Below are 17,911 nucleotides of genomic sequence, written 5' to 3' on the forward strand. Positions count from 1 at the left end.
CGGACGGAGATCGGCCAGCGTCTTCTGGGTCGCCCCGGCCGTCCCCGTGAGGTCGTCGAGCGTCTTCTGCGCGGCCGCCAGGGTGGAGGGGAGCTCGTCCAGCGTCGCCCGCAGCTGCTGCTCGTTCGCCGCCGTGGTGCCGAGCAGGTTGGTGGCCGAGCCGACGGTGTTGTCCAGGGTCTTGCCCTGGTCCGCCGCGAGCCCGTTCGTCACCGGCTGGACCTGGTCGATCACCTGGCCGAGCAGCTGGTTCTGCCTGCCGAGCGAGGAGGCCAGCGCCGACGTGTCACCGAACGCGGGCTGCAGCTCGCGGATGATGTCCTGCACGTTCTGGCCGCGACCGGCGACCCCGCCGCCGAGCGTGGTGAGGATCGACGAGAGGCCGGCCGCCGTCGGGTCGTTCAGAGCCTGGACGATGTCCTGGTAGTCCTCGGCGAAGCTCGTCTGCTTCACCGGGAGCGTCTGGCCCGGCTGCAGGATGGGCGCGGAGGCGCTGCCGGGGTTCAGGTCGACGTACTTCTCGCCGATGAGGGAGAGCTGACGGATCGTCGCGGTGGCGTCGGTGTGCAGCGGAAGCGCCTTCTGCTGCAGGTTCATCGGCACGAGCGCGACCTTGCGGTCCGGGTCGACCGTCGGCGTGCCGGTCGTCCCGACCTCGACGCCGCCGATCTTGACCTCGGCCTGGCTGGTCATCGCCCCGATGTTCGCGAACTCCGCGACGACCGTCTGGCCCTCGCTCTGCGTCGCCGTGAGGCTCGTCGTCGCGGCCGTCGCCCCGAGGAGGGCGACCAGCGCGAGGAACAGGATGTGGATCTTGCCGATTCCGCTGAACGGGTTCGGCCCGGAGGTGACCCGTGGGGACGACCCGGCCATCAGTTCAGCCCTCCGATTCCCGCCGCGACGGGGTTGGCCGCGGCTCCCGTGCCCCCGGCGCCGCCCTGCTGGACCGGGTCGCAGGTCCGCGAGACCGGCTTCGCGAAGAGCCCTCCCGGGTTGACCGGGGTGTCGTCGACGCTCTCCGGTCCGACCCGGATCGGGACGTGGACGTACTGACCGTTCGCGTCGTAGTAGGCCGCCGCGGAGCCCCAGTTCGACAGGAAGCCGACCAGGCACGGCGTGAACGGCTGGAGGTCCTTGAGGGTCGGCGTGAGCTTGCCGAACGTGTCTCCGACCTTCGGCAGCGTCACGTCCCCGGCGTCCAGCAGCCCCGGCGTCTCGTCGAGCAACTGCGAGGCCGCCTCGAGGGTGGGCTTGAGCTGGGCGATCGTCGGGCGGAGGTCACGCAGCACCGGCGCGAGGTGGCTCGCCACCGAGGGCAGCTTGTCGGTCGTGGTCTTCGCGTCCTGCAGCAGCGGCACCGCCGCGTCGGTGGCCCCCGGGACCTTGCCCAGCGTCGACCGGGCCTGGTCCAGCGTCGGCGGCAGCTTGTGGAGCACCTGACGCAGCGCGTCGCGCTGCTGCGCCGTGTCGTGGGTGCTCACCGAGAGGTCGTTGACGATCCCGGAGATGTCCTGGTCGTGGGCGCCGGCCCGGGTCACCAGGTCGTTGGTGTCGGTCACCAGCTGGTTGATCGCCGGCTCGTCGATCGCCACCCCGCGCAGCACGTTGCCGATCGCGGTGAACGCGGGTCCGGCGGTGGCCAGCGTGGCGTTCAGGTCCTGCTCGTGACCGGCCAGCGTGGTCTGCAGCTGCTGGATCACCGGACCGAGCCGGCTCCGGGTGGCCGGATCGAGGCCTCCGAGCACGTCGGAGAGCTCCATCGGCTGCGGCATGGTGCCCTCGATCCGGCCCCCGTCGGGGATCGCCGGGTTCTGGGGCGGCCCGTCGTTGACCTGGATGAGGCGCTCACCGACCGCCGCGCTCCACTGCACGAAGACGACCGCGCCGGTGTGGAGCGGGGCGGCGGACTTGTCCATCCCGATCGTGAGCTCCGCGCCCTGGCCCTCGGGAACGAGTTTGACCACTTTGCCTTCGTGGAACCCGTTCACTAAAATCGGCGCACCCTCGATGATGTTGGGGTTGCCAGCCGGGAGGAAGGCCGTCGCCGTGTACTGGGAGGGCGTCGTGATGAGGACGATGCCCCCTACGACGAGCAGAAGTATGATCACCCCCGCGAGGATGCGGGCGGGTGTGAAACGCATGGTGGCTAGTCCATTCCGAGGGGTCCGGCCGACTCTCCGGCGAGGAACTGCTTGACGAACGGGTCTTCGTTCTCGAAGGCTTCCTTGGCCGGGCCGTAGTGGACGACCTCGCCCTGCCAGATCAGGCCGATGTAGTCACTGACCTTGCGGGCCGTGGCCATGTCGTGGGTGACCAGCAGGTACGTGCCACCGTGCTTCGAGTGGACGTCCAGGATGATGTCGCAGAGCAGGCTCGTTCGAACGGGGTCGAGCCCGGAGTCCGGCTCGTCGAAGATGACGAACTCGGGGTCCATGACCATGGCCCGGGCGAAGCCGGCGCGCTTCTTCATACCGCCGGAGATCTCGTTCGGGGCCTTGTGCGCGGAATGCCCGAGACCCACTTCCTCGAGCAGCCGCATCACCTTCTCCTCGATCTCCTTCTCCGACATCTTCGTGTGGGTCCGGAGCGGGAACGCGGTGTTGTCGTAGAGATTCATGGAACCGAAGAGCGCGCCGTCCTGCCAGCACACGCCGAACCGGGTGCGCATGGAGTAACGCTCGTCCTCGGTCATCGCCCAGATGTCGTCACCGTCGACCAGGACCTCGCCGGTGTCCGGCTCGAGCAGGCCCACGAGGTGCTTGATCAGCACGCTCTTCCCGGTGCCCGAGGGCCCCAGGACCGTCGTGATCGCATCGTCGGCGAAGTCGAAGTTGATGTTCTTCATGACCTTCGACGACCCGAACGACTTCGACAGGTTGTGCACCTGCAGCTTGCTCGCGACCGTCATCCCGCTGCCGCTCGGCTGCTGCCCCTCACCCCGTGGCGCCTCGGTGGTCGCGTTCATGGGGATGGGCTCGGTTTCCGACATGGGTGGCCTCCGGACTGCCTTTCCCCGTCAAACGACGGGGGACGACGAAAGTTACGCAAGAAATTGAAGGTCGGGACGCGGCTCGTGACCCCGACCGGATACAGGAAGAACTCGGACCCAGGGCCCTGCGGAGGGCCCTGGGTCCGAGTTCGGTCGTTTCGGGTCCTGGTGCGGGAACGGATCAGTTCGAGATGGGTGCGTTCACGTCGATGCCCCAGAAGAACAGCGTCCCCAGCGCCCCGATCACCGATATGAGCACCATGTTGAGGATCATCGATTTCGCCGTCGCCTGACCCACCCCTACTGGTCCACCGCCGGCGTGATAACCGTAGTACAGGCCCACCCCGCAGATCACCAACGATTCCACCATCACTTTCGTCAGTGAGGCGAAGAGATCGTACGGGCTCTGGTAGAGCCAGAAGATGTAGAAGTATCCGCCCGGCGAGACCTCGCCGATGTTGACGACCGTCATGAGGTACTGGCCGAGGTAGAGCATGCCGAGCCCGGTCGCCCACAGGAACGGGAAAGCGATGAGGGCGGACATGATGCGGGTACCGACCAGGTAGCTCTTCGACTTGACGCCCATGACCTCCATGGCGTCGATCTCGTCCGAGATCCGCATCGACCCGATCTCGGCGACGTAGCCGCAGCCGACCTTCGCCGCGAGGATCCAGCCCCACATGTAGACCGAGCACTCACGCAGCCCGCAGTAGGCGTTGAACACGCCGGAGTAGAGCGGCGCCCCGATCTGCTTGAGCACGTACCCAGCCTCGAGCCCGCACTCGAGGCCCATGATGAACATCATCATCCACAGCACCAGGGCGCTTCCGATGATGAGGAGCCCGAGCTGCCGGAACATCTCCGGGATGTAGCGCCGGACCATGTCCGGGAAGTCCCGGATCGTGCCCTGGACGAACACACCGATTTCGCCGGCGGTGTAGAGGCCGGTGCGGACCTTCTCCCCGAGGGTCGAGAAGCTGACGTAGATCGGTTGGGGCTTGGGCGCCTTCATCGGCGCCTTCGAGTCCCCGAGCTGCTTGGTGTCGTCGTCGACGGACATCCAGGGGCCCCTTACTTGAAGACGTAGAGCGACGGGCTGAGGCCGAGCAGCATGCTGGTGAAGACGAAGTTCACGATCCACACGCCGGCGAAGGCGATGACCACGGACTGGTTCACCGCGCGACCCACGCCGATGGAGCCGCCCTTGACGTTGAGCCCCATGTAGCAGGACACGACACCGATCACGAGACCGAAGCACGCGGCCTTGGCCAGGCTGCCGATCACGTCGGGGACGTTGAGCAGGTCGTAGAGGCTCGCGGTGTAGGCGGGGAGGTCCGCGCCGAACACCGGGCCCGCCGCGAGGTAACCGCTGATCAGACCCATGATCAGGGCCATCACGTCGAAGATCGCGGTCATGAAGGTGATCGCCAGCACCCGCGGGATGATCAGCGCCCGGATCGGGTCGACGCCGAGGACCTCCATGGCGTCGAGCTCCTCGCGGATCTTGCGGGCACCCAGGTCGGCGGTGACCGCGGTACCGACCACGCCGGCGACCACCATGCCGTCGATGAACGGCGCGAACTCGCGGATGCTCGCGAACTGGAAGAACGATCCCAGCCGGGAAGGGATGCCGAAGATGTGGAAGATCGCGCCGCCGGACAGGCCCGGCGCGCCGAAGCCGAACGCGAAGGTGGCCACGGCCATCGGGAACCAGCACAGCTTCAGCGCGCTGTAGCACTGGTCGCGGGTGTCCGCCCAGTAGCCGTACGGCTGCCGGATCGCCATCCCGAACACGCGGAAGCCGAGGCGGAAGATCTCGCCGACCGTGACGAGCGGTTCACCGGCTTTGCCGAGCCACTTCGGCGGGGTCAGCGTCCTGCTGCGCTCCCGGGTGTCGGGGATCGATCCCGCGGTCCCGGGCGCCGAGCCGCCTTCCAGCCTGCTCGTGTCGGTGCTCACCGGGCTTCCTCCCTTCACCGGACCCACGCAGACGCTGTGCGGATCGATGCTGCGGTCAACGTGGCGGTGACGCGGTCGTCACGGGCTCCCTGCCGAAGGAGGCACGGAACTCTGCCCCCCGGGGGGGTGTCGGCCGGCGACGTGGTGGCCGATGGGCGGTCGCGACCCGGTCGCGTCGTGTTACCGCGCTCACGAGCCATCGGGTCCCCCATGTTTGTATCGAGTGGAGCAGCGGGCATCAGCCGCCGGGAGGACATTGGGCCTCCGTTGGGGGTCACGGGCCCGCGAACGTCCCCCGGCACGAGGTCTCGCGCTCCGTGCATGTGCCGATTCTGTCCGTGATCGGACGCCTCAGCACTCGGCAGCTGGGGGTGCTGCACCCCCCATCCGGGGGGAACCCGGCGTGGCGTTGCCCTCGTGGTTCAGCCGGGGAAGGCGAGCGAGAACCCGATCCACGTCAGGGCCAGGCCACCGAGGACCCCGACGGCGACTCCCGCGCCGGTCAGGCGCGCCGCGCCCCTGCGGCCGGCGACGTGGCGGCGGTAGGAAGCCCGCGCGCCGAGGAAGCCGAACCAGCAGATGGCGGCCACCACGATGCCGACCGCGGACCGTGCCCAGCACGGCGCGCCCGGATCACTGACCAGCCCCGTGACGACGTCGTGCACGTCGGGCACCTCCTCCGTCCATCGCCGGGTCGGCCGGGCCCGATGCCGGGGCCGTGCCCGCCGGTACCGAGACGCTGAGGCGGATGCCCCCCAGCCCGGGAGCCGTGGAGATCCACAGCCGCCCACCCGCCCGGCTCGCCTCGAGGGCGAGACTGCGTAGCCCGTAGGCCTCGCCGCCGAGGTCGTTCAGCGCGCAGCGCAGCTCGTGCTCATCGCCGGTTCCGTCGTCGTCCACGTCGACCTTCCACCACCGCTGACCGCGGCGGACGGTCACCAGGGCGCGGGTCGCGACGGCGTGCTTGCGGGCGTTGGCGAGCCCTTCCCGCACCGTGCGCACCGCGACGTCGCGAGCGGCCCCGAGCGGCTCCGGTCCGGTCCCGGTGGTGACCAGGCGGGTCGGCTCGGGGACCAGCCGGCCGCGCGCGCAGCACGCTCGCAGCGCGTCGACGAGGGGGAGCTCCGGATCGCCGGGATCGTCCTCCCGGCTCAGTTCGGTGAGGACCCGGCGCATCTGGTCGTACGACTCGTCGATGCGCAGGGCGACCCGCTCCGCGAGCTCCCGCGCGACCGGCGACAGGTCGGCGGTCTCCACCAGCTCCACCAGGTCGTACCCGGCTGCGATGAGCGCCTGGATCGCGCCGTCGTGCAGGTCCCCGGCGAGCCGGCGCATGCGGGCCCGTGGTGACGACCGTTCCGTCGCCGGGGAGGCGCCGCGGTCGGCCGCTGCGCCGCCGCTGCCCAGGACCTCGAGCGCCGCCCGCAGCGCCGTGCCCGGAGCCTCCGGAGCGGGCGGGACACCGATGGCGGCCGGCCCGCGATCGCCGGCACCGGGGCGCGGTGACGATGCGGTCTCCATGGCTGCCTCCCGGCGTCCCCGGCCCATCCTGTGTCCGGCCTCACTGCTCCAACGGTCCGCCCCTTCCGGCGTTACGACACCTCCGGCGCGGAGGGGCGGTGGTGGTCACGGAGAAGACCCAGCTCGACGGCCCGGACCACGGTCTCGGCCCGGCGGCGCGTGCCCAGCTTGCGCATGACGCGGGCGAGGTACTCCTTGACCGTGTAGTGGCTCAGGTACAGCTCCGCCCCGATCTGGCGGTTGGTCAGGCCTCGCGCGACCGCGCCCAGGATCGCGATCTCCTGGACGGTCAGCGCCCCGTCCTCGGACGCGCCCAGGGCCTGGGCCACCCGACCGTCCACCACCACGTCACCGGCGGCCACCGCCCCCAGGCGCGCGACCAGCTCGGCCGAACCGGTGTCCTTGAGCAGGAAGCCCCGGGCCCCGGCCCGCAGCGCGTCGGAGGCCGCCGACCGGTCCGCGTAGCTGGTCAGGACGGCCACCGACGCCCGCGAGCCGAGGGTCCGCACGGCCTCGACCACCGTCAGCCCCGAGTGCCTGCCCAGGCTGAGATCGACCACGACGACGTCGACGTCGGTGCTCGCCAGGTGCCGCAGTGCCGGCTCCGGGTCGGTGAAGGCGCCCGAGACGGTCCAGCCGGCCCGTTCGAGGGCACGGCGCAGGCCGTCGAGCACCAGCTCATGGTCGTCGACGAGGACGACCGACGGCATCTCGGCCATGGTCGCGTCCCACCTCCCGACCCTCGCGGCCCGGACCGCGATCGTCACACGCCTCCGCGACCAGCCTGGCCGACCCCACCAGCACGCTCCTCTCCCGGACGAGGGTGATCGCTGCCTCCAATGGCTCGTGACCTGCCACAAGGGGCCCATCCGCCGCTAGCTTCCCGCCCGCCGGCGCGAGGCGCCGAGCCCCCCGTCGCCGCGAGGAAGAGGAAGCTCGATGCGCATCTCCGCAGCCGTCGTCCGGGAGCCGGAGGGCACGTTCACGATCGAGGACGTCGAGCTCGACGCCCCGGGGCCCGGCGAGGTCCTGGTGGAGATCCACTCCGTGGGCATGTGCCACACCGACATCGGCGTGCGGAACCAGTGGCTGCCGATGCCGCTCCCCGCCGTCCTGGGGCACGAAGGGGCCGGGGTGGTCTCGGCGGTGGGCGACGGCGTGACCGCGGTGGCTCCCGGGGACAAGGTCGTCCTGACGTTCAACTCCTGTGGCGAGTGCGCGATGTGCCGCGGCGGTGAGCCCGCCTACTGCCTGGACTTCCTCGCCCACAACTTCGCGGGCGGCCGTCCCGACGGCAGCAACGCCCTGCATGCGGACGGCGCCCTGCACGGCAACTTCTTCGGGCAGTCCTCCTTCGCCAGCCACGCCATCGCCACCGAGCGCAACGTGGTCAAGCTCGGAGCCGACGCCGACCTCCGGATGGTGGGCCCGCTGGGGTGCGGGCTGCTCACCGGTGCGGGCACGGTGTTCAACACCTTCGCCCCCACCCCCGAGCAGACGGTCGCCGTGTTCGGCTCCGGCGCGGTCGGGCTGGCCGCGGTGATGGCCGCGAAGGTCCTCGGCTGCCGCACGATCGTCGCCGTCGACCGTGTGCCATCCCGCCTCGAGCTCGCGCGCGAGCTGGGCGCCACCCACACCGTCGACACCAGCCAGGTCGAGGACGTCCCGGCCGCGGTCCGGGAGGCCACCGGGATGGGTGCGGACTTCGCCGTCGACACCACCGCGGTGCCCGCGGTGATGCGGGCCAGCGTGTCGAGCCTCGCCCCCCGCGGCACCGCGGGCCTGCTCGGGCTCGGTCTTCCGGGCACCGAGCTCTCCATCGACATGCTCGAGCTCGCCGTGCCGGGCCGGAAGGTCGTCGGGGTCATCGAGGGCGACGCCGACCCGCACTCGATGATCCCGCACCTGGTCGAGCTGCAGGCCGAAGGGCGGTTCCCCTTCGAGAAGCTGGTGAAGGTCTACCCCTTCGACCAGATCAACCAGGCGGTGGACGACTCGGAGTCCGGCGCCACCCTCAAGCCGGTGCTCACGCTGGTGTGACCGCGGGCCGCGGCGGGGCGGGACCGCCCCACCGCACCGCGCTCAGCCGCGAGGCGTGTACCTCACCGGCACGTGGGTCGGGCCCGAGATGAAGTTCGAGGCGAGCCAGGTCGGCTCGCCGGCGAGCTCGAGGTCCGCCGGGCATCGGTCCTGCAGGGTGTCTCCCTGCCTCCTTCGCGGTACTGCCGGGGCGCCGGGGGGGGTCTCCCCGCCCGGCGCCCGTCGCACCGTCAGGGCGCGCTGACCTCGCTCGGGTCGAGGTAGATCGACTGGAGCTCCTGGTAGGCGGCCAGGCCCTCGGGGCCGAGCTCGCGGCCCATGCCGCTGGCCTTGACCCCACCGAAGGGCGCGGTCGGGTCGGGCAGGTAGGCGTTGATGCCGATCGAGCCGGTGCGCACCCGCGCGGCCACGTTCCGGCCGCGGGCCGGGTCCGAGGTCCAGACCGACCCACCGAGGCCGAAGTCGGAGTCGTTGGCGATGCGCACCGCGTCGTCGTCGTTCTCGTAGGGGATGACCGTCAGGACCGGCCCGAAGATCTCCTCCTGCGCGATGGTCGCGTTGTTGTCCAGGCCCGCGAACACCGTCGGCGACACGAACCAGCCGTGGTCGAACTGCTCGGGACGCTTGCCGCCGGCGGCGATCTTGCCGCCCTCGGAGACGCCCTTGGCGATGTAGCCCTCGACGCGGTCGCGCTGCGCCGAACTGGCCATCGGGCCGATCTGGGTGGCCGGGTCGAGGGCGTCACCGACGCTGACGCCGCCCGCGAGCGCGGAGAAGATCTGCACGATCTCGTCGTAGCGGTTCTTCGGCGCCAGGATCCGGGTGCCGACGAAGCAGGTCTGGCCGTTGTTGAGCAGGGTCGCGGAGAACAGCTGCTCCATGCTCTGGGACAGGTCGGCGTCGTCGAGCACGATGCTCGCCGACTTCCCGCCGAGCTCGAGGGTCACGGGCCGCAGCAGCCGCCCGCAGGTCTCGGCGATCGAGCGGCCCGCGGCCGTCGACCCGGTGAAAGCGACCTTGTCGATGCGCGGGTGGGAGACCAGGTAGGCACCCAGCTCGCGGCCGCCGGGGACGAAGTTGAGGACGCCGGCCGGGACGCCGGCCTCCTCCACGGCCTCGGCGAGCAGGAAGGTGTCGAGGACCGTCTCCGGGGACGGCTTGACGACCATGGCGCAGCCCGCGGCCAGGGCCGGAGCGATCTTGAAGAACGCGAGCGACTGCGGGAAGTTCCACGGCACGATCGCGCCGACCACGCCGATCGGCTTGCGCTGGACGAGGGTCCGGCCGCCCATCAGGCCGGCACGCTCCTCGGAGAACGACGCCTCGCGCGCCAGGCCCGCGTAGTAGCGGAGCAGCACGCTGGGGAAACCGGCCTCGAACTGGGACGAGATGGCGACCGGCATGCCGTTCTGGGAGCTGACCCGGCGGGCCATCTCCTCGGAGCGGGAGTCGAGCGCGTCGGCGAGCCGCTCCATGACCTCGGCCCGGCGGGCGGGCTCCCAGTGCGCCCAGCCCGACGGGTCGTCGAAGGCCCGGCGGGCGCCGTCGACGGCGGCGTCGACGTCGGCCTCGATGGCCTCGGGGACGGAGCCCAGCGGCTCCTCCGTGGACGCCGACACGACCTTGATCGTGCCGGAGCCCTGCGGGGCGACCCACTGGCCGCCGATGAAGAACGAGTCGTACTGAAGGCTCATGCTCGGAGCATGTCCCGCTGTGACCGGCGTGACTGTCCGGATTCCGGACACCCTCGTCCGCTCCGGGTGACGGACCCGCTCAGAGCGTGATGTGCAGGGCCCGCAGCCGGGCATAGAGCGTGCTGCGGCTGATGCCGAGCCGGCGGGCGGCGCGCAGCTTGTTCCCGTCGCACACCCGCAGGGCCGCCTCGATGGCCTCGCGCTCGGCGCGGGCGAGCTCGCCCGCGGACTCCCCTGTGACCGGCGGCCGTCGGTAGGCCTCGGGGAGGTCGCGCACGGTCAGGTCGCCCGCCGAGCGCCTGGCCGCGGTCTCGGCGACCACCCCGGCGAGCTCGCGCAGGTTGCCGGGCCAGCGGTGGGTGGCCAACAGATCGAGGGCCTCCGTCGTGAACCGGACGCTGTCTGCCGCACCGAGCCCGGCCAGCATGGTCCCGACCAGGGCCGGGATCTCGTCGGTCCGCGTGCGCAGCGGCCGGATCTCCTCCCGGCGCCCGCAGTCCGCGGCGAGGGCGGCCACCTCGCCGGTCAGGTCCTCGACCGGGCACGAGGTCAGCACGACCCGCGTGTGGGGCCCGGCCAGCAGGCGCCGCAGCCGGGACGCGGTGGACGCCAGCAACAGGTGCACGTCCTCGACGACGGTGACCTCGCCGGGGGTGCCGATCGACCGCGACGCGACCGCCAACCACGAGTGCTCGGTGGCCGGGGTGAGGTCGGCGGCCTCGAGGACGGTGACCGGGTCGTCGCCGAGCGTCGCCCGCATCGCGGTGGTGCGCCCGGTCCCGGGCTCCCCCGCGACCACGACCGCGTCGGCCAGGCCGGTCCGCGGGCTGGGCAGCCGCAGCGTCCGCGACCACCGCGCCCGGTCCGGCGGCGCGTCTGCGCACGGCCGCAGGTGCAGGACCGCGCCGCCGCCCACGACAGCGTCCCGGCCCACCCGGGTCCGGCCCCCGGACAGCTCGACGAGGCCGTCCGTCAGTGACCACGAGCCGGCGACCAGGTCACGCAGCAGCTCGTGCTCCGCGGCGTCGAGCAGATCGGTCGCCGTGCGGTTGGCCAGCACCAGGTCGTGCCCCAGGGCGATCACCGGCCCCGAGCCGGCGGCGGCGCGGAACGCCGCCAGGAGCCCCCGGGCGCCGGCGCCTCCCGTCTCCACCAGCGCCTCCTCGATCTCCCGGACGACCCGCCGGACGAACGGCGCCAGCATCGCCGGGTTCTCCCCCGCCGGTCCGGTCACGTCCAGGACGCCGGTGAGTTCGCCGGTCAACGGATGGACGATCGGGTGGCCGTAGCAGGAGAAGCGACGCAGGCTCTCGAGGTAGTGGTCACCGGCCTCCACCACGAGGCCCTCACGGGTGGTGTGCACGGTGGCGATCGCGTTGGTGCCCGTGGTGCTCTCCGCGAACTCGCGACCGTGCACGGCGCCCGCGGCCTCGAACAGGCCGCGCAGGTCCCGGCGCCCGAAACGCATCGCCGTGACGCGGGCCTGCGCGTCGGTGAGGATCGCCGCGACCGGGGTGTCGGCGAGATCGCGCTCCATGGCGTCGAGCACGGGGCCGGCGGCGACGACCAGGCGGCCGGCCGGGTCGGTCTCGGCCACGGCGAACCCGTCGCCGGGCTCGAGCCCCGGATCGAGCCCGCTCTCGGTGCACCGGTCCCACGACTGCGCGATCGCCGCGCGCCGTCCGGTCCGGGTCTTCGTCGTCCCGCTCCGGGCGAGCGCGGTCACCGAGCTTCCCCCACGTCCGCCAGGACCGGGCGGTCATCGGTGGCCGAGAGTGTCGCGAGGTGCGTCCTCACCGCCCGGACCTCGTCGGCGAAGCCGCGGCGGCGGGCCGCCAGCTCCTCCTCGGCAGCGCCCTCGGCGCCGTCCTCGGCGTCCGTCGCGCCGAGCAGGTCGCGGTGGCGGGCGAGCCGCAGCGCCGTCGAGAGCATCTCCGTCGACACCGACTCCCGGCTCGCGAGCCGGCGCTGCATCGCCTGCTGCTGCGCCACCCGCAGGCACCAGGACAGGAACTCCTTCTCCACGATCGCGACGCCGGGCTCGACGGCGGCCAGCTCGTCGGCGACCACCGCATAGGCCTCGAGGAAGGGGCGCAGGGTCAGGTGCGCGATGCGCAGGTCGGTCCGGCCCAGCAGCTCCGCGGCCTCCGCCGGCGTGACCTCGTCGATCGGCGGGCCGCCCGGTGCGGCGATGAGACCGACCTCCGTGGCGACCTCGCCGACGAAACGGTCCCGGTCGGAGAAGAAGAAGTCGAACTTGAGCAGCTCCCGCAGCCGCAGGGCCTCCTTGGCCAAGGTCCCGCCCGACCCGTCGTCGGCCGCCACCGCCTGGAGCGCCAGCTCGACGACCCCGCGGGTGAGCAGGGCGTGGACCGCCGAGTTGCGGTAGACCGCCGCCACGAGGTGGCGGTCCGGGGCGATCCCCCAGACGGTTTCCCGGCCGCCCGCGTACCCGACGAGGACCCCGGAGGCGTCGAGCTCCCCGAGGGCTCGCCGCACGGTGCCGCGATCGGTGAGATCGGCGCCCCCGGCCATGGCCCAGCCCCGCTCCTCGAGGTGGCGGGCCAGCGGGTGGACGGTGGCCACGGTCTCGTCGAGGGTGAGGGCCCGGTCGGCGGCGAGCAGGGCGACGCACACCGCCGCGGTCGGGGTCACCGGGGTCGCCCGGTTGATGCGGTGGCAGACGTCGAGCGCGATGCGTTCGACCTCGTGGCCGGCGGTCGCGTCGGCGGCCCGCAGCTCGGCGAGCCTCTCCCGGAGCCCGAACGGTTCGCCGACGTCGATGTAGATGCTGCCCAGCCGGCGGCGCAGCCCGCGGACATACCCGGCGAACCACCGGACGTCCTCCGGCGCCTTGGCGCCGCCGCCCACCTCGTCGGCCATCCGCCCGACCTCGTGCGCCGGCAGCTGGTCGTAGACGATCGAGATCGGGACGACCAGCGCCTCGCGGGTGTCGGCGGCCTCGACCGCGTCGGTGACGTAGCGCAGCAGCCCGTAGCGCGGCGGGCGGAGCTTGCCCGTCCGCGAGCGCCCGCCCTCGATCGACCAGATGAGGTTCGAGCCGTCACCGACGAGGCGCCCCACGAAACGGCGCAGCGCCAGCCGGTACACCGGGGTCCCGGTGGTCGCGCGGCGGACGTGGACGATGCCCGTCCGTCGGGCGACGGTGCCCAGCGGGAAGAAGTCGAGGTTGGCGCCCGCCAGGCCGAAGCACGGCGAGATGCCCGCGGCGTCCAGCGCCGCCGGGAAGGCCCACTCGTCGAGGTAGGAGCGGTGCGAGATCAGGAAGATCAGCGAGTGCTCCCGGTCCAGCTCGCGGAGCCGGTCCAGACCCTCCTGATCCGGCACGACGTCGTAGCCCCGCAGCATCCACCGGCCCAGTCGGGACCAGGCGTCGCCGATCCAGCGGTCGTGCCGGGCCGCCATCTCGCGCAGCCCTTCGGTGGCCTCCTCGAGCACCTCGTCCCGGGTGCGCCCGAGTTCGGTCGCCAGTGCCTCGACCTCGGTGAGGAAGTCGGGGTCGGACCGGATCGCCGCCACCTCGGGGGTGTCGACGCGGGGCAGGGCCTCGTGGGCGGTGCGGGCCGCGCTGCGGCTCGCCCCTCGGGCACTCGACGCCGTGCGGCTCAGGGTCCGGGTGATCGTGCGGGGCACCTCGTCGAGCTCCACGGCGTTCTCCCTCTCAGCGGTGATCGGGCAGCGTACGCACCGCCGCGGACGGCCACTCCTCGAGCGTGTCGACGTAGAGCGCGCGCACCTCCTCGACGGCGGTGTCGATGTCGGTCGAGGTCCACCCGTCCGTCGGGATCGGCGGGTGGACGTGGACCTGGACGGTCCCGGCATGGGCGATCGAGGCGTCGCGCCACATCAGCTCACCCGCGTTGCGGATGACCACCGGGACGAGCGGGACCCCGGCGGCGGCCGCGAGGTGGAAGGCGCCCTTCTTGAACGGACCCACCGACGGTGTCCGCGACCGGGTGCCCTCCGGCGCCATGACCACCGACGTCCCGGAGCGCAGTCGCTCCACGGCGCCGTCGAGAGCCGCACGGCCTCCGGTGCCGTCGCGCTCGACGAAGGCGACGTCGGCCTGCGCCAGGAGCCAGCCGATGAGCGGGGTGTCACGGACCTCCCGCTTGGCCACCGCGGTGAACCCACTGCGCAGCAGCCGGGCCGTGACGACGAGGTCGACCAGCGCGCTCTGGTGGTTGATGAGGAACACCGCGGGGCGGGAGCTCCAGACGTGCTCCTCGCCGGTGACCTCGACGTCGATCGCGCCGACCGCACCGCCGAGCGGACCGAGCAGCGAGGTCGCGAGATCCACTCCCGCGCGCCGGTCGGTGCGGAGCAGGCCGTGCACCAGGCCGAGCCCGGAGGAGACGAAGAAGCTGCCGTAGACCGCGGCGGTCCGCAGGAGCGGTCGCGGGTCCCAGGACGACGCCACGGGCCGCGCGAAGGTCAGGACCGGCCAGTCACGCTGCGCAGCCACCTCGGCGAGCGCCGGCTCCGGGTTCACCGCGTGCGGGCGGCCCACCGTCTCCAGGAACGGGATGTCCTCGGCGCCGTTGGCGTAGGCCCAGCTCTTCGACAGGTCGATGCCCGACTCCGCGGCGAAGCGCTCGACCAGTGCGGCCTTGCCGGCCCCCCAGCCCGTCCGCCCCGCGAGCCGGCCGGTGAGCAGCCCCTCGTCGTCCTCCTCCAGCTCGGTGCACAGGACGTGGTCGACGCCGAGCTCACGGGCCAGCGGCTCGGCCTGGAAGCGGGTGGCCGAGGTCGCCACGACGACGGTGTGCCCCTGGCGCTGGTGGGCCTTCACCTGCCGCCAGGCCTGGTGGAACAGCATGGCCGTGATCTCCTCACGGGCCATCCGCTCACCCCACGCGTCGTAGTCGGCGCGGGGCCGGCCCCGCCACCCGGCGGCGGCCGTGGTGAGGAGGTGCTCGAAGCCCTCCTCGTCGAGCGGTGACCCGGACGCGGCGCCGGCCAGCGCGAGGATCTCGGCCAGGCCCACGTCGAGATCGCGCAGCCGGTGGCGGTAGAGGACGGCGGCGGAGTACCCGTCGATGAGCGTCCCGTCGAGGTCGAAGAACGCGCCCACCGCGGGCCCGGCCGGAGGGCCGACGGCCGCAGTGGGATCTCCGGTGGCCGCGGTGTCGTAGCCCATTCACGGACGGTAGCAGAGAAACTCTAGCCAGCGATGATCTCTGGTTAGAGTAATGCCCGGCCCCGAAGACGAAGGAGGACGCGGTGGCACGCAGCGGGACGCGGCGGGTCGGCGGACGCCGCCGCCCGCGGGCATTCGGACCTTCCGGCACGCCCGGGCACGAGGGCGGCAACGGCTCGCCCCTGCTCCTGCTGCACGGTGTCGGCGGCACCTGGCGGGCCTGGCGCCCGGTGATCCCCGGGCTCGAACGCCTCCACCACGTGATCGCGCCGACGCTGACCGGCCACGACGGCGCCCTGCCCGTGGCGCCCGAGGTCGCGCCGTCGGTCGCCGCCGTCGCGGACTCCCTGGAAGCCGTCCTGGACGAGCGGGGGATCGACCGACTGCACGTCGTCGGGAACTCGCTCGGCGGCTGGCTGGCCCTCGAGCTCGCGCGGCGCGGCCGCGCCCGGTCGGTCGTCGCCTTCAGCCCCGCGGGGGCGTGGAGCTCGAACCTCCGCATGACCCTCCTGGTCGCCTCGATGCGGGCCGGGTTCCTGGTCGGCGGTCGTCTCGCCCCGCGGGTCGAGGCGATCGCCCGGAGCCCCCGCGCCCGGCGGCTGCTGCTGGGCTCGCAGGTCGCGTACCCGGATCGTCTGGAGCCGGCGGAGATCGCCGAGGAACTGCGTGCGATCACCCGGTCGCCGATCGTCCGGCCCCTGATCCGGGTCCTGCGCCGGCAACCGTTGCTCCCGGTCCCCGACGAGCCCGGCCGACCGATCCGCATCGTGTGGCCCGAGCGTGACCGTGTCATCCCCTTCGAGCACTACGGTGCGCCGATGATGGCGCGGCTGCCCGGTGCCGAGCTGGTCCGGATGACCGGGGTCGGGCACGTGCCCATGACCGACGACCCCGTCGGGGTCATGGAGCGGATCCTCGAGGTCACCCGGCCCCTCGAGCACACCGTCGACGAAGGGCGAGCATGACCGACACGGACGACGCACCCACGGCGTCGGGGTGGGGCGGCCCCCCGGAGCTCTCGGCCTGGGAGGCGTTGATGTGGCGCGCCGACGGCGACCCGCGCACCCGGTCGACCGGGGTGCTGCTGGAACGTCTCGGGGGCGAGCCGGACTGGGAGCGGTTGCGGGCCGCGATGGCGAGGCTGGTCACCCGCCTCCCGCGGCTGCGTGACCGGGTCGTCGAGCCGCCCCTGCCGCTGGTGACGCCGCGGTGGTCGCCGGACCCCCACTTCGACCTCGACCACCACCTGCGCCGGGTCCGGTTGCCCGGCGACGGCTCCGAGCGCGAGCTGTTCGCCCACCTCGGCGCCGAGATGGCCCGGCCGATCGACCGGCACCGGCCGCCCTGGGAGGCGACGCTGGTGACCGGGCTCGCGGACGGCTCGGCGGCGCTGGCGTTCAAGGTCCACCACTGTCTCAGCGACGGCCTCGGGCTCATCCAGCTGCTCGCGCTCGCGCACGAGGGCTCCTCCGACGGGGACGTCACCCACGCCGTCGCGGTCCCGGAGGCCCACGACGACCCCGCGACGCCGGCGCAGGTGCTCACCGAGGGCCTGCGCTCGGGGCTGTCCGAGGCGCCCGGAGCGCTGGCGGAGGTGACCGGGGGCGCCGCGCGGGCGCTGTGGTCCGGCGTCGCCGACCCGGTCGGTTCCGGCCGGCAGGTCCTCGCGTACGTCTCGTCCCTCGGCCGGATGCTCACCCCACCGCCGGTGGGTCGCACGTTCGTCGGCGGGGGCGTCGGCTACGCCGCGGTCGCGCACGACGTGCCGCTGGCTCGCCTGCGGGCGGCGGGCAAGGCTGCGGGCGGCTCGGTCAACGACGCCTTCCTCGCCGCGGTCCTCGGCACGTTCCGCCGCTTCCACGCGCTCTCGGGCCCGGTCCCCGACGAGCTCCCGCTGGCGTTCCCCATCAGCACCCGGGGCCCGGACGACCCGGAGGGCGGCAACAAGTTCTCCGGCGTCCGCTTCGCGGCTCCGCTCGCCGAGCGCGACCCGGCGGTGCGCATCGCGCGGATCCGTGAGTTCGTCCGCGCGGTCCGTACCGAACCGGCGCTGGAGTTCCTCGGCGTGGTCGCGCCCGTGATCGGGATGCTGCCGGAGGCGGCACTGACCGAGCTGTCGGCCACGCTGACCGCGAGCACGGACGTCCAGGCGTCGAACATCCCCGGCCTCGACCACGCGGTCGAGCTCGCCGGCGTCCCGGTGACCGGCATCTACCCGCTCGGTCCACGGCCCGGCATCGCCGCCATGGTCACGATGCTGACCTACGACGGCACCGGATGTCTCGGCGTCACGCTGGACCCCGACGTGGTGCCGGACACGGCGGCGTTCGCGCAGTGCCTGCGCGAGGGGGTCGACGAGGTGCTCGCGCTCGCCCCCTGATCCGACACGGGCACGACCTGCGGCGCCCCGGGGGGGGGCGCCGCAGATCGACCGGACCGTCAGGCCTTGGTGATCTTGACGGGCAGGCTCTTGTAGCTGGCCACGAAGTTCGCCTTCAGCGGCTGCGGGTCGCCGGTGAGCTCGATCTTCTTGACGGGCGGGAGGAG

15 protein-coding genes are annotated in these 17,911 nt (G+C 72.6%); 3 read left to right on the forward strand and 12 right to left on the reverse strand.

Annotated elements, in window-relative coordinates; all coding sequences use genetic code 11:
• The 8 genes from VGH76_RS00995 to VGH76_RS01030 form a co-directional block, all read right to left on the reverse strand.
• Positions 1–873 (reverse strand): MlaD family protein (locus tag VGH76_RS00995; RefSeq protein WP_331554734.1); only part of this gene is annotated, 873 nt, incomplete at its 3' end.
• Entirely contained in the window at positions 873–2,141 is a 1,269-nt protein-coding gene (locus tag VGH76_RS01000; RefSeq protein ID WP_331554735.1) for an MCE family protein, read from the reverse strand. The genes VGH76_RS00995 and VGH76_RS01000, both read right to left, overlap by 1 nt.
• 5 nt (positions 2,142–2,146) lie before the next feature.
• Positions 2,147–2,989 (reverse strand): ABC transporter ATP-binding protein, encoded by an 843-nt coding sequence (locus VGH76_RS01005; protein ID WP_414637645.1) that lies wholly within the window; start codon positions 2,987–2,989, stop codon positions 2,147–2,149.
• A gap of 181 nt (positions 2,990–3,170) precedes the next feature.
• On the reverse strand, positions 3,171–4,049 hold the full coding sequence (locus VGH76_RS01010; protein WP_331554736.1) for an ABC transporter permease: 879 nt from the start codon (positions 4,047–4,049) through the stop codon (positions 3,171–3,173).
• An 11-nt stretch (positions 4,050–4,060) separates the two neighbouring features.
• The gene (locus VGH76_RS01015; RefSeq protein WP_331554737.1) at positions 4,061–4,948 is read right to left on the reverse strand and encodes an ABC transporter permease; all 888 of its coding nucleotides are present in this window, start codon (positions 4,946–4,948) and stop codon (positions 4,061–4,063) included.
• 422 nt (positions 4,949–5,370) lie between these two features.
• Positions 5,371–5,613: a hypothetical protein gene (locus tag VGH76_RS01020; protein ID WP_331554738.1), complete on the reverse strand. Its 243-nt coding sequence runs from the start codon at positions 5,611–5,613 to the stop codon at positions 5,371–5,373.
• A complete protein-coding gene (locus VGH76_RS01025; RefSeq protein WP_331554739.1) occupies positions 5,582–6,469 on the reverse strand; it encodes a sensor histidine kinase in 888 nt (295 codons plus the stop codon). The genes VGH76_RS01020 and VGH76_RS01025 overlap by 32 nt, the downstream gene beginning before the upstream one ends.
• Positions 6,470–6,540: 71 nt before the next feature.
• Positions 6,541–7,188, reverse strand: coding sequence for a response regulator transcription factor (locus tag VGH76_RS01030; protein WP_331554740.1), 648 nt, complete (start codon positions 7,186–7,188; stop codon positions 6,541–6,543).
• 220 nt (positions 7,189–7,408) lie between these two features.
• Between VGH76_RS01030 and VGH76_RS01035 the strand changes: the two genes are divergently transcribed.
• Positions 7,409–8,509, forward strand: coding sequence for an NAD(P)-dependent alcohol dehydrogenase (locus VGH76_RS01035; RefSeq protein WP_331554741.1), 1,101 nt, complete (start codon positions 7,409–7,411; stop codon positions 8,507–8,509).
• 230 nt (positions 8,510–8,739) lie between these two features.
• On the opposite strand, the gene VGH76_RS01040 is transcribed toward VGH76_RS01035, so the two are convergent.
• The 4 genes from VGH76_RS01040 to VGH76_RS01055 form a co-directional block, all read right to left on the reverse strand.
• Positions 8,740–10,203, reverse strand: coding sequence for an aldehyde dehydrogenase (locus VGH76_RS01040; RefSeq protein WP_331554742.1), 1,464 nt, complete (start codon positions 10,201–10,203; stop codon positions 8,740–8,742).
• A 79-nt stretch (positions 10,204–10,282) separates the two neighbouring features.
• A complete protein-coding gene (locus VGH76_RS01045; protein ID WP_331554743.1) occupies positions 10,283–11,929 on the reverse strand; it encodes a sigma-54-dependent Fis family transcriptional regulator in 1,647 nt (548 codons plus the stop codon).
• Positions 11,926–13,872, reverse strand: a complete 1,947-nt coding sequence (locus VGH76_RS01050; RefSeq protein ID WP_331554744.1) for a 1-acyl-sn-glycerol-3-phosphate acyltransferase — start codon at positions 13,870–13,872, stop codon at positions 11,926–11,928. The genes VGH76_RS01045 and VGH76_RS01050 overlap by 4 nt, the downstream gene beginning before the upstream one ends.
• Positions 13,873–13,885: 13 nt before the next feature.
• A complete protein-coding gene (locus VGH76_RS01055) occupies positions 13,886–15,364 on the reverse strand; it encodes an HAD-IB family hydrolase (RefSeq protein ID WP_331554745.1) in 1,479 nt (492 codons plus the stop codon).
• A gap of 83 nt (positions 15,365–15,447) precedes the next feature.
• Between VGH76_RS01055 and VGH76_RS01060 the strand changes: the two genes are divergently transcribed.
• Both VGH76_RS01060 and VGH76_RS01065 read left to right on the forward strand, forming a co-directional pair.
• Complete coding sequence (locus VGH76_RS01060; protein WP_331554746.1) at positions 15,448–16,329, forward strand: alpha/beta fold hydrolase; 882 nt, start codon at positions 15,448–15,450, stop codon at positions 16,327–16,329.
• Positions 16,326–17,744: a wax ester/triacylglycerol synthase domain-containing protein gene (locus VGH76_RS01065; RefSeq protein ID WP_331554747.1), complete on the forward strand. Its 1,419-nt coding sequence runs from the start codon at positions 16,326–16,328 to the stop codon at positions 17,742–17,744. The genes VGH76_RS01060 and VGH76_RS01065 overlap by 4 nt, the downstream gene beginning before the upstream one ends.
• The last annotated feature ends 167 nt before the right edge of the window (positions 17,745–17,911 follow it).

It is taken from the genome of Actinomycetospora sp. (assembly GCF_036497585.1).
Taxonomy (GTDB): domain Bacteria; phylum Actinomycetota; class Actinomycetes; order Mycobacteriales; family Pseudonocardiaceae; genus Actinomycetospora.

Excerpts from the sequence above, each read along its gene's own strand:
- VGH76_RS01000 (WP_331554735.1), bottom strand. The coding sequence starts at position 2,141 with ATGCGTTTCACACCCGCCCGCATCCTCGCGGGGGTGATCATACTTCTG.
- VGH76_RS01005 (WP_414637645.1), bottom strand. The coding sequence starts at position 2,989 with ATGTCGGAAACCGAGCCCATCCCCATGAACGCGACCACCGAGGCGCCA.
- VGH76_RS01010 (WP_331554736.1), bottom strand. The coding sequence starts at position 4,049 with ATGTCCGTCGACGACGACACCAAGCAGCTCGGGGACTCGAAGGCGCCG.
- VGH76_RS01025 (WP_331554739.1), bottom strand. The coding sequence starts at position 6,469 with ATGGAGACCGCATCGTCACCGCGCCCCGGTGCCGGCGATCGCGGGCCG.
- VGH76_RS01030 (WP_331554740.1), bottom strand. The coding sequence starts at position 7,188 with ATGGCCGAGATGCCGTCGGTCGTCCTCGTCGACGACCATGAGCTGGTG.
- VGH76_RS01035 (WP_331554741.1), top strand. The coding sequence starts at position 7,409 with ATGCGCATCTCCGCAGCCGTCGTCCGGGAGCCGGAGGGCACGTTCACG.
- VGH76_RS01040 (WP_331554742.1), bottom strand. The coding sequence starts at position 10,203 with ATGAGCCTTCAGTACGACTCGTTCTTCATCGGCGGCCAGTGGGTCGCC.
- VGH76_RS01055 (WP_331554745.1), bottom strand. The coding sequence starts at position 15,364 with ATGGGCTACGACACCGCGGCCACCGGAGATCCCACTGCGGCCGTCGGC.
- VGH76_RS01065 (WP_331554747.1), top strand. The coding sequence starts at position 16,326 with ATGACCGACACGGACGACGCACCCACGGCGTCGGGGTGGGGCGGCCCC.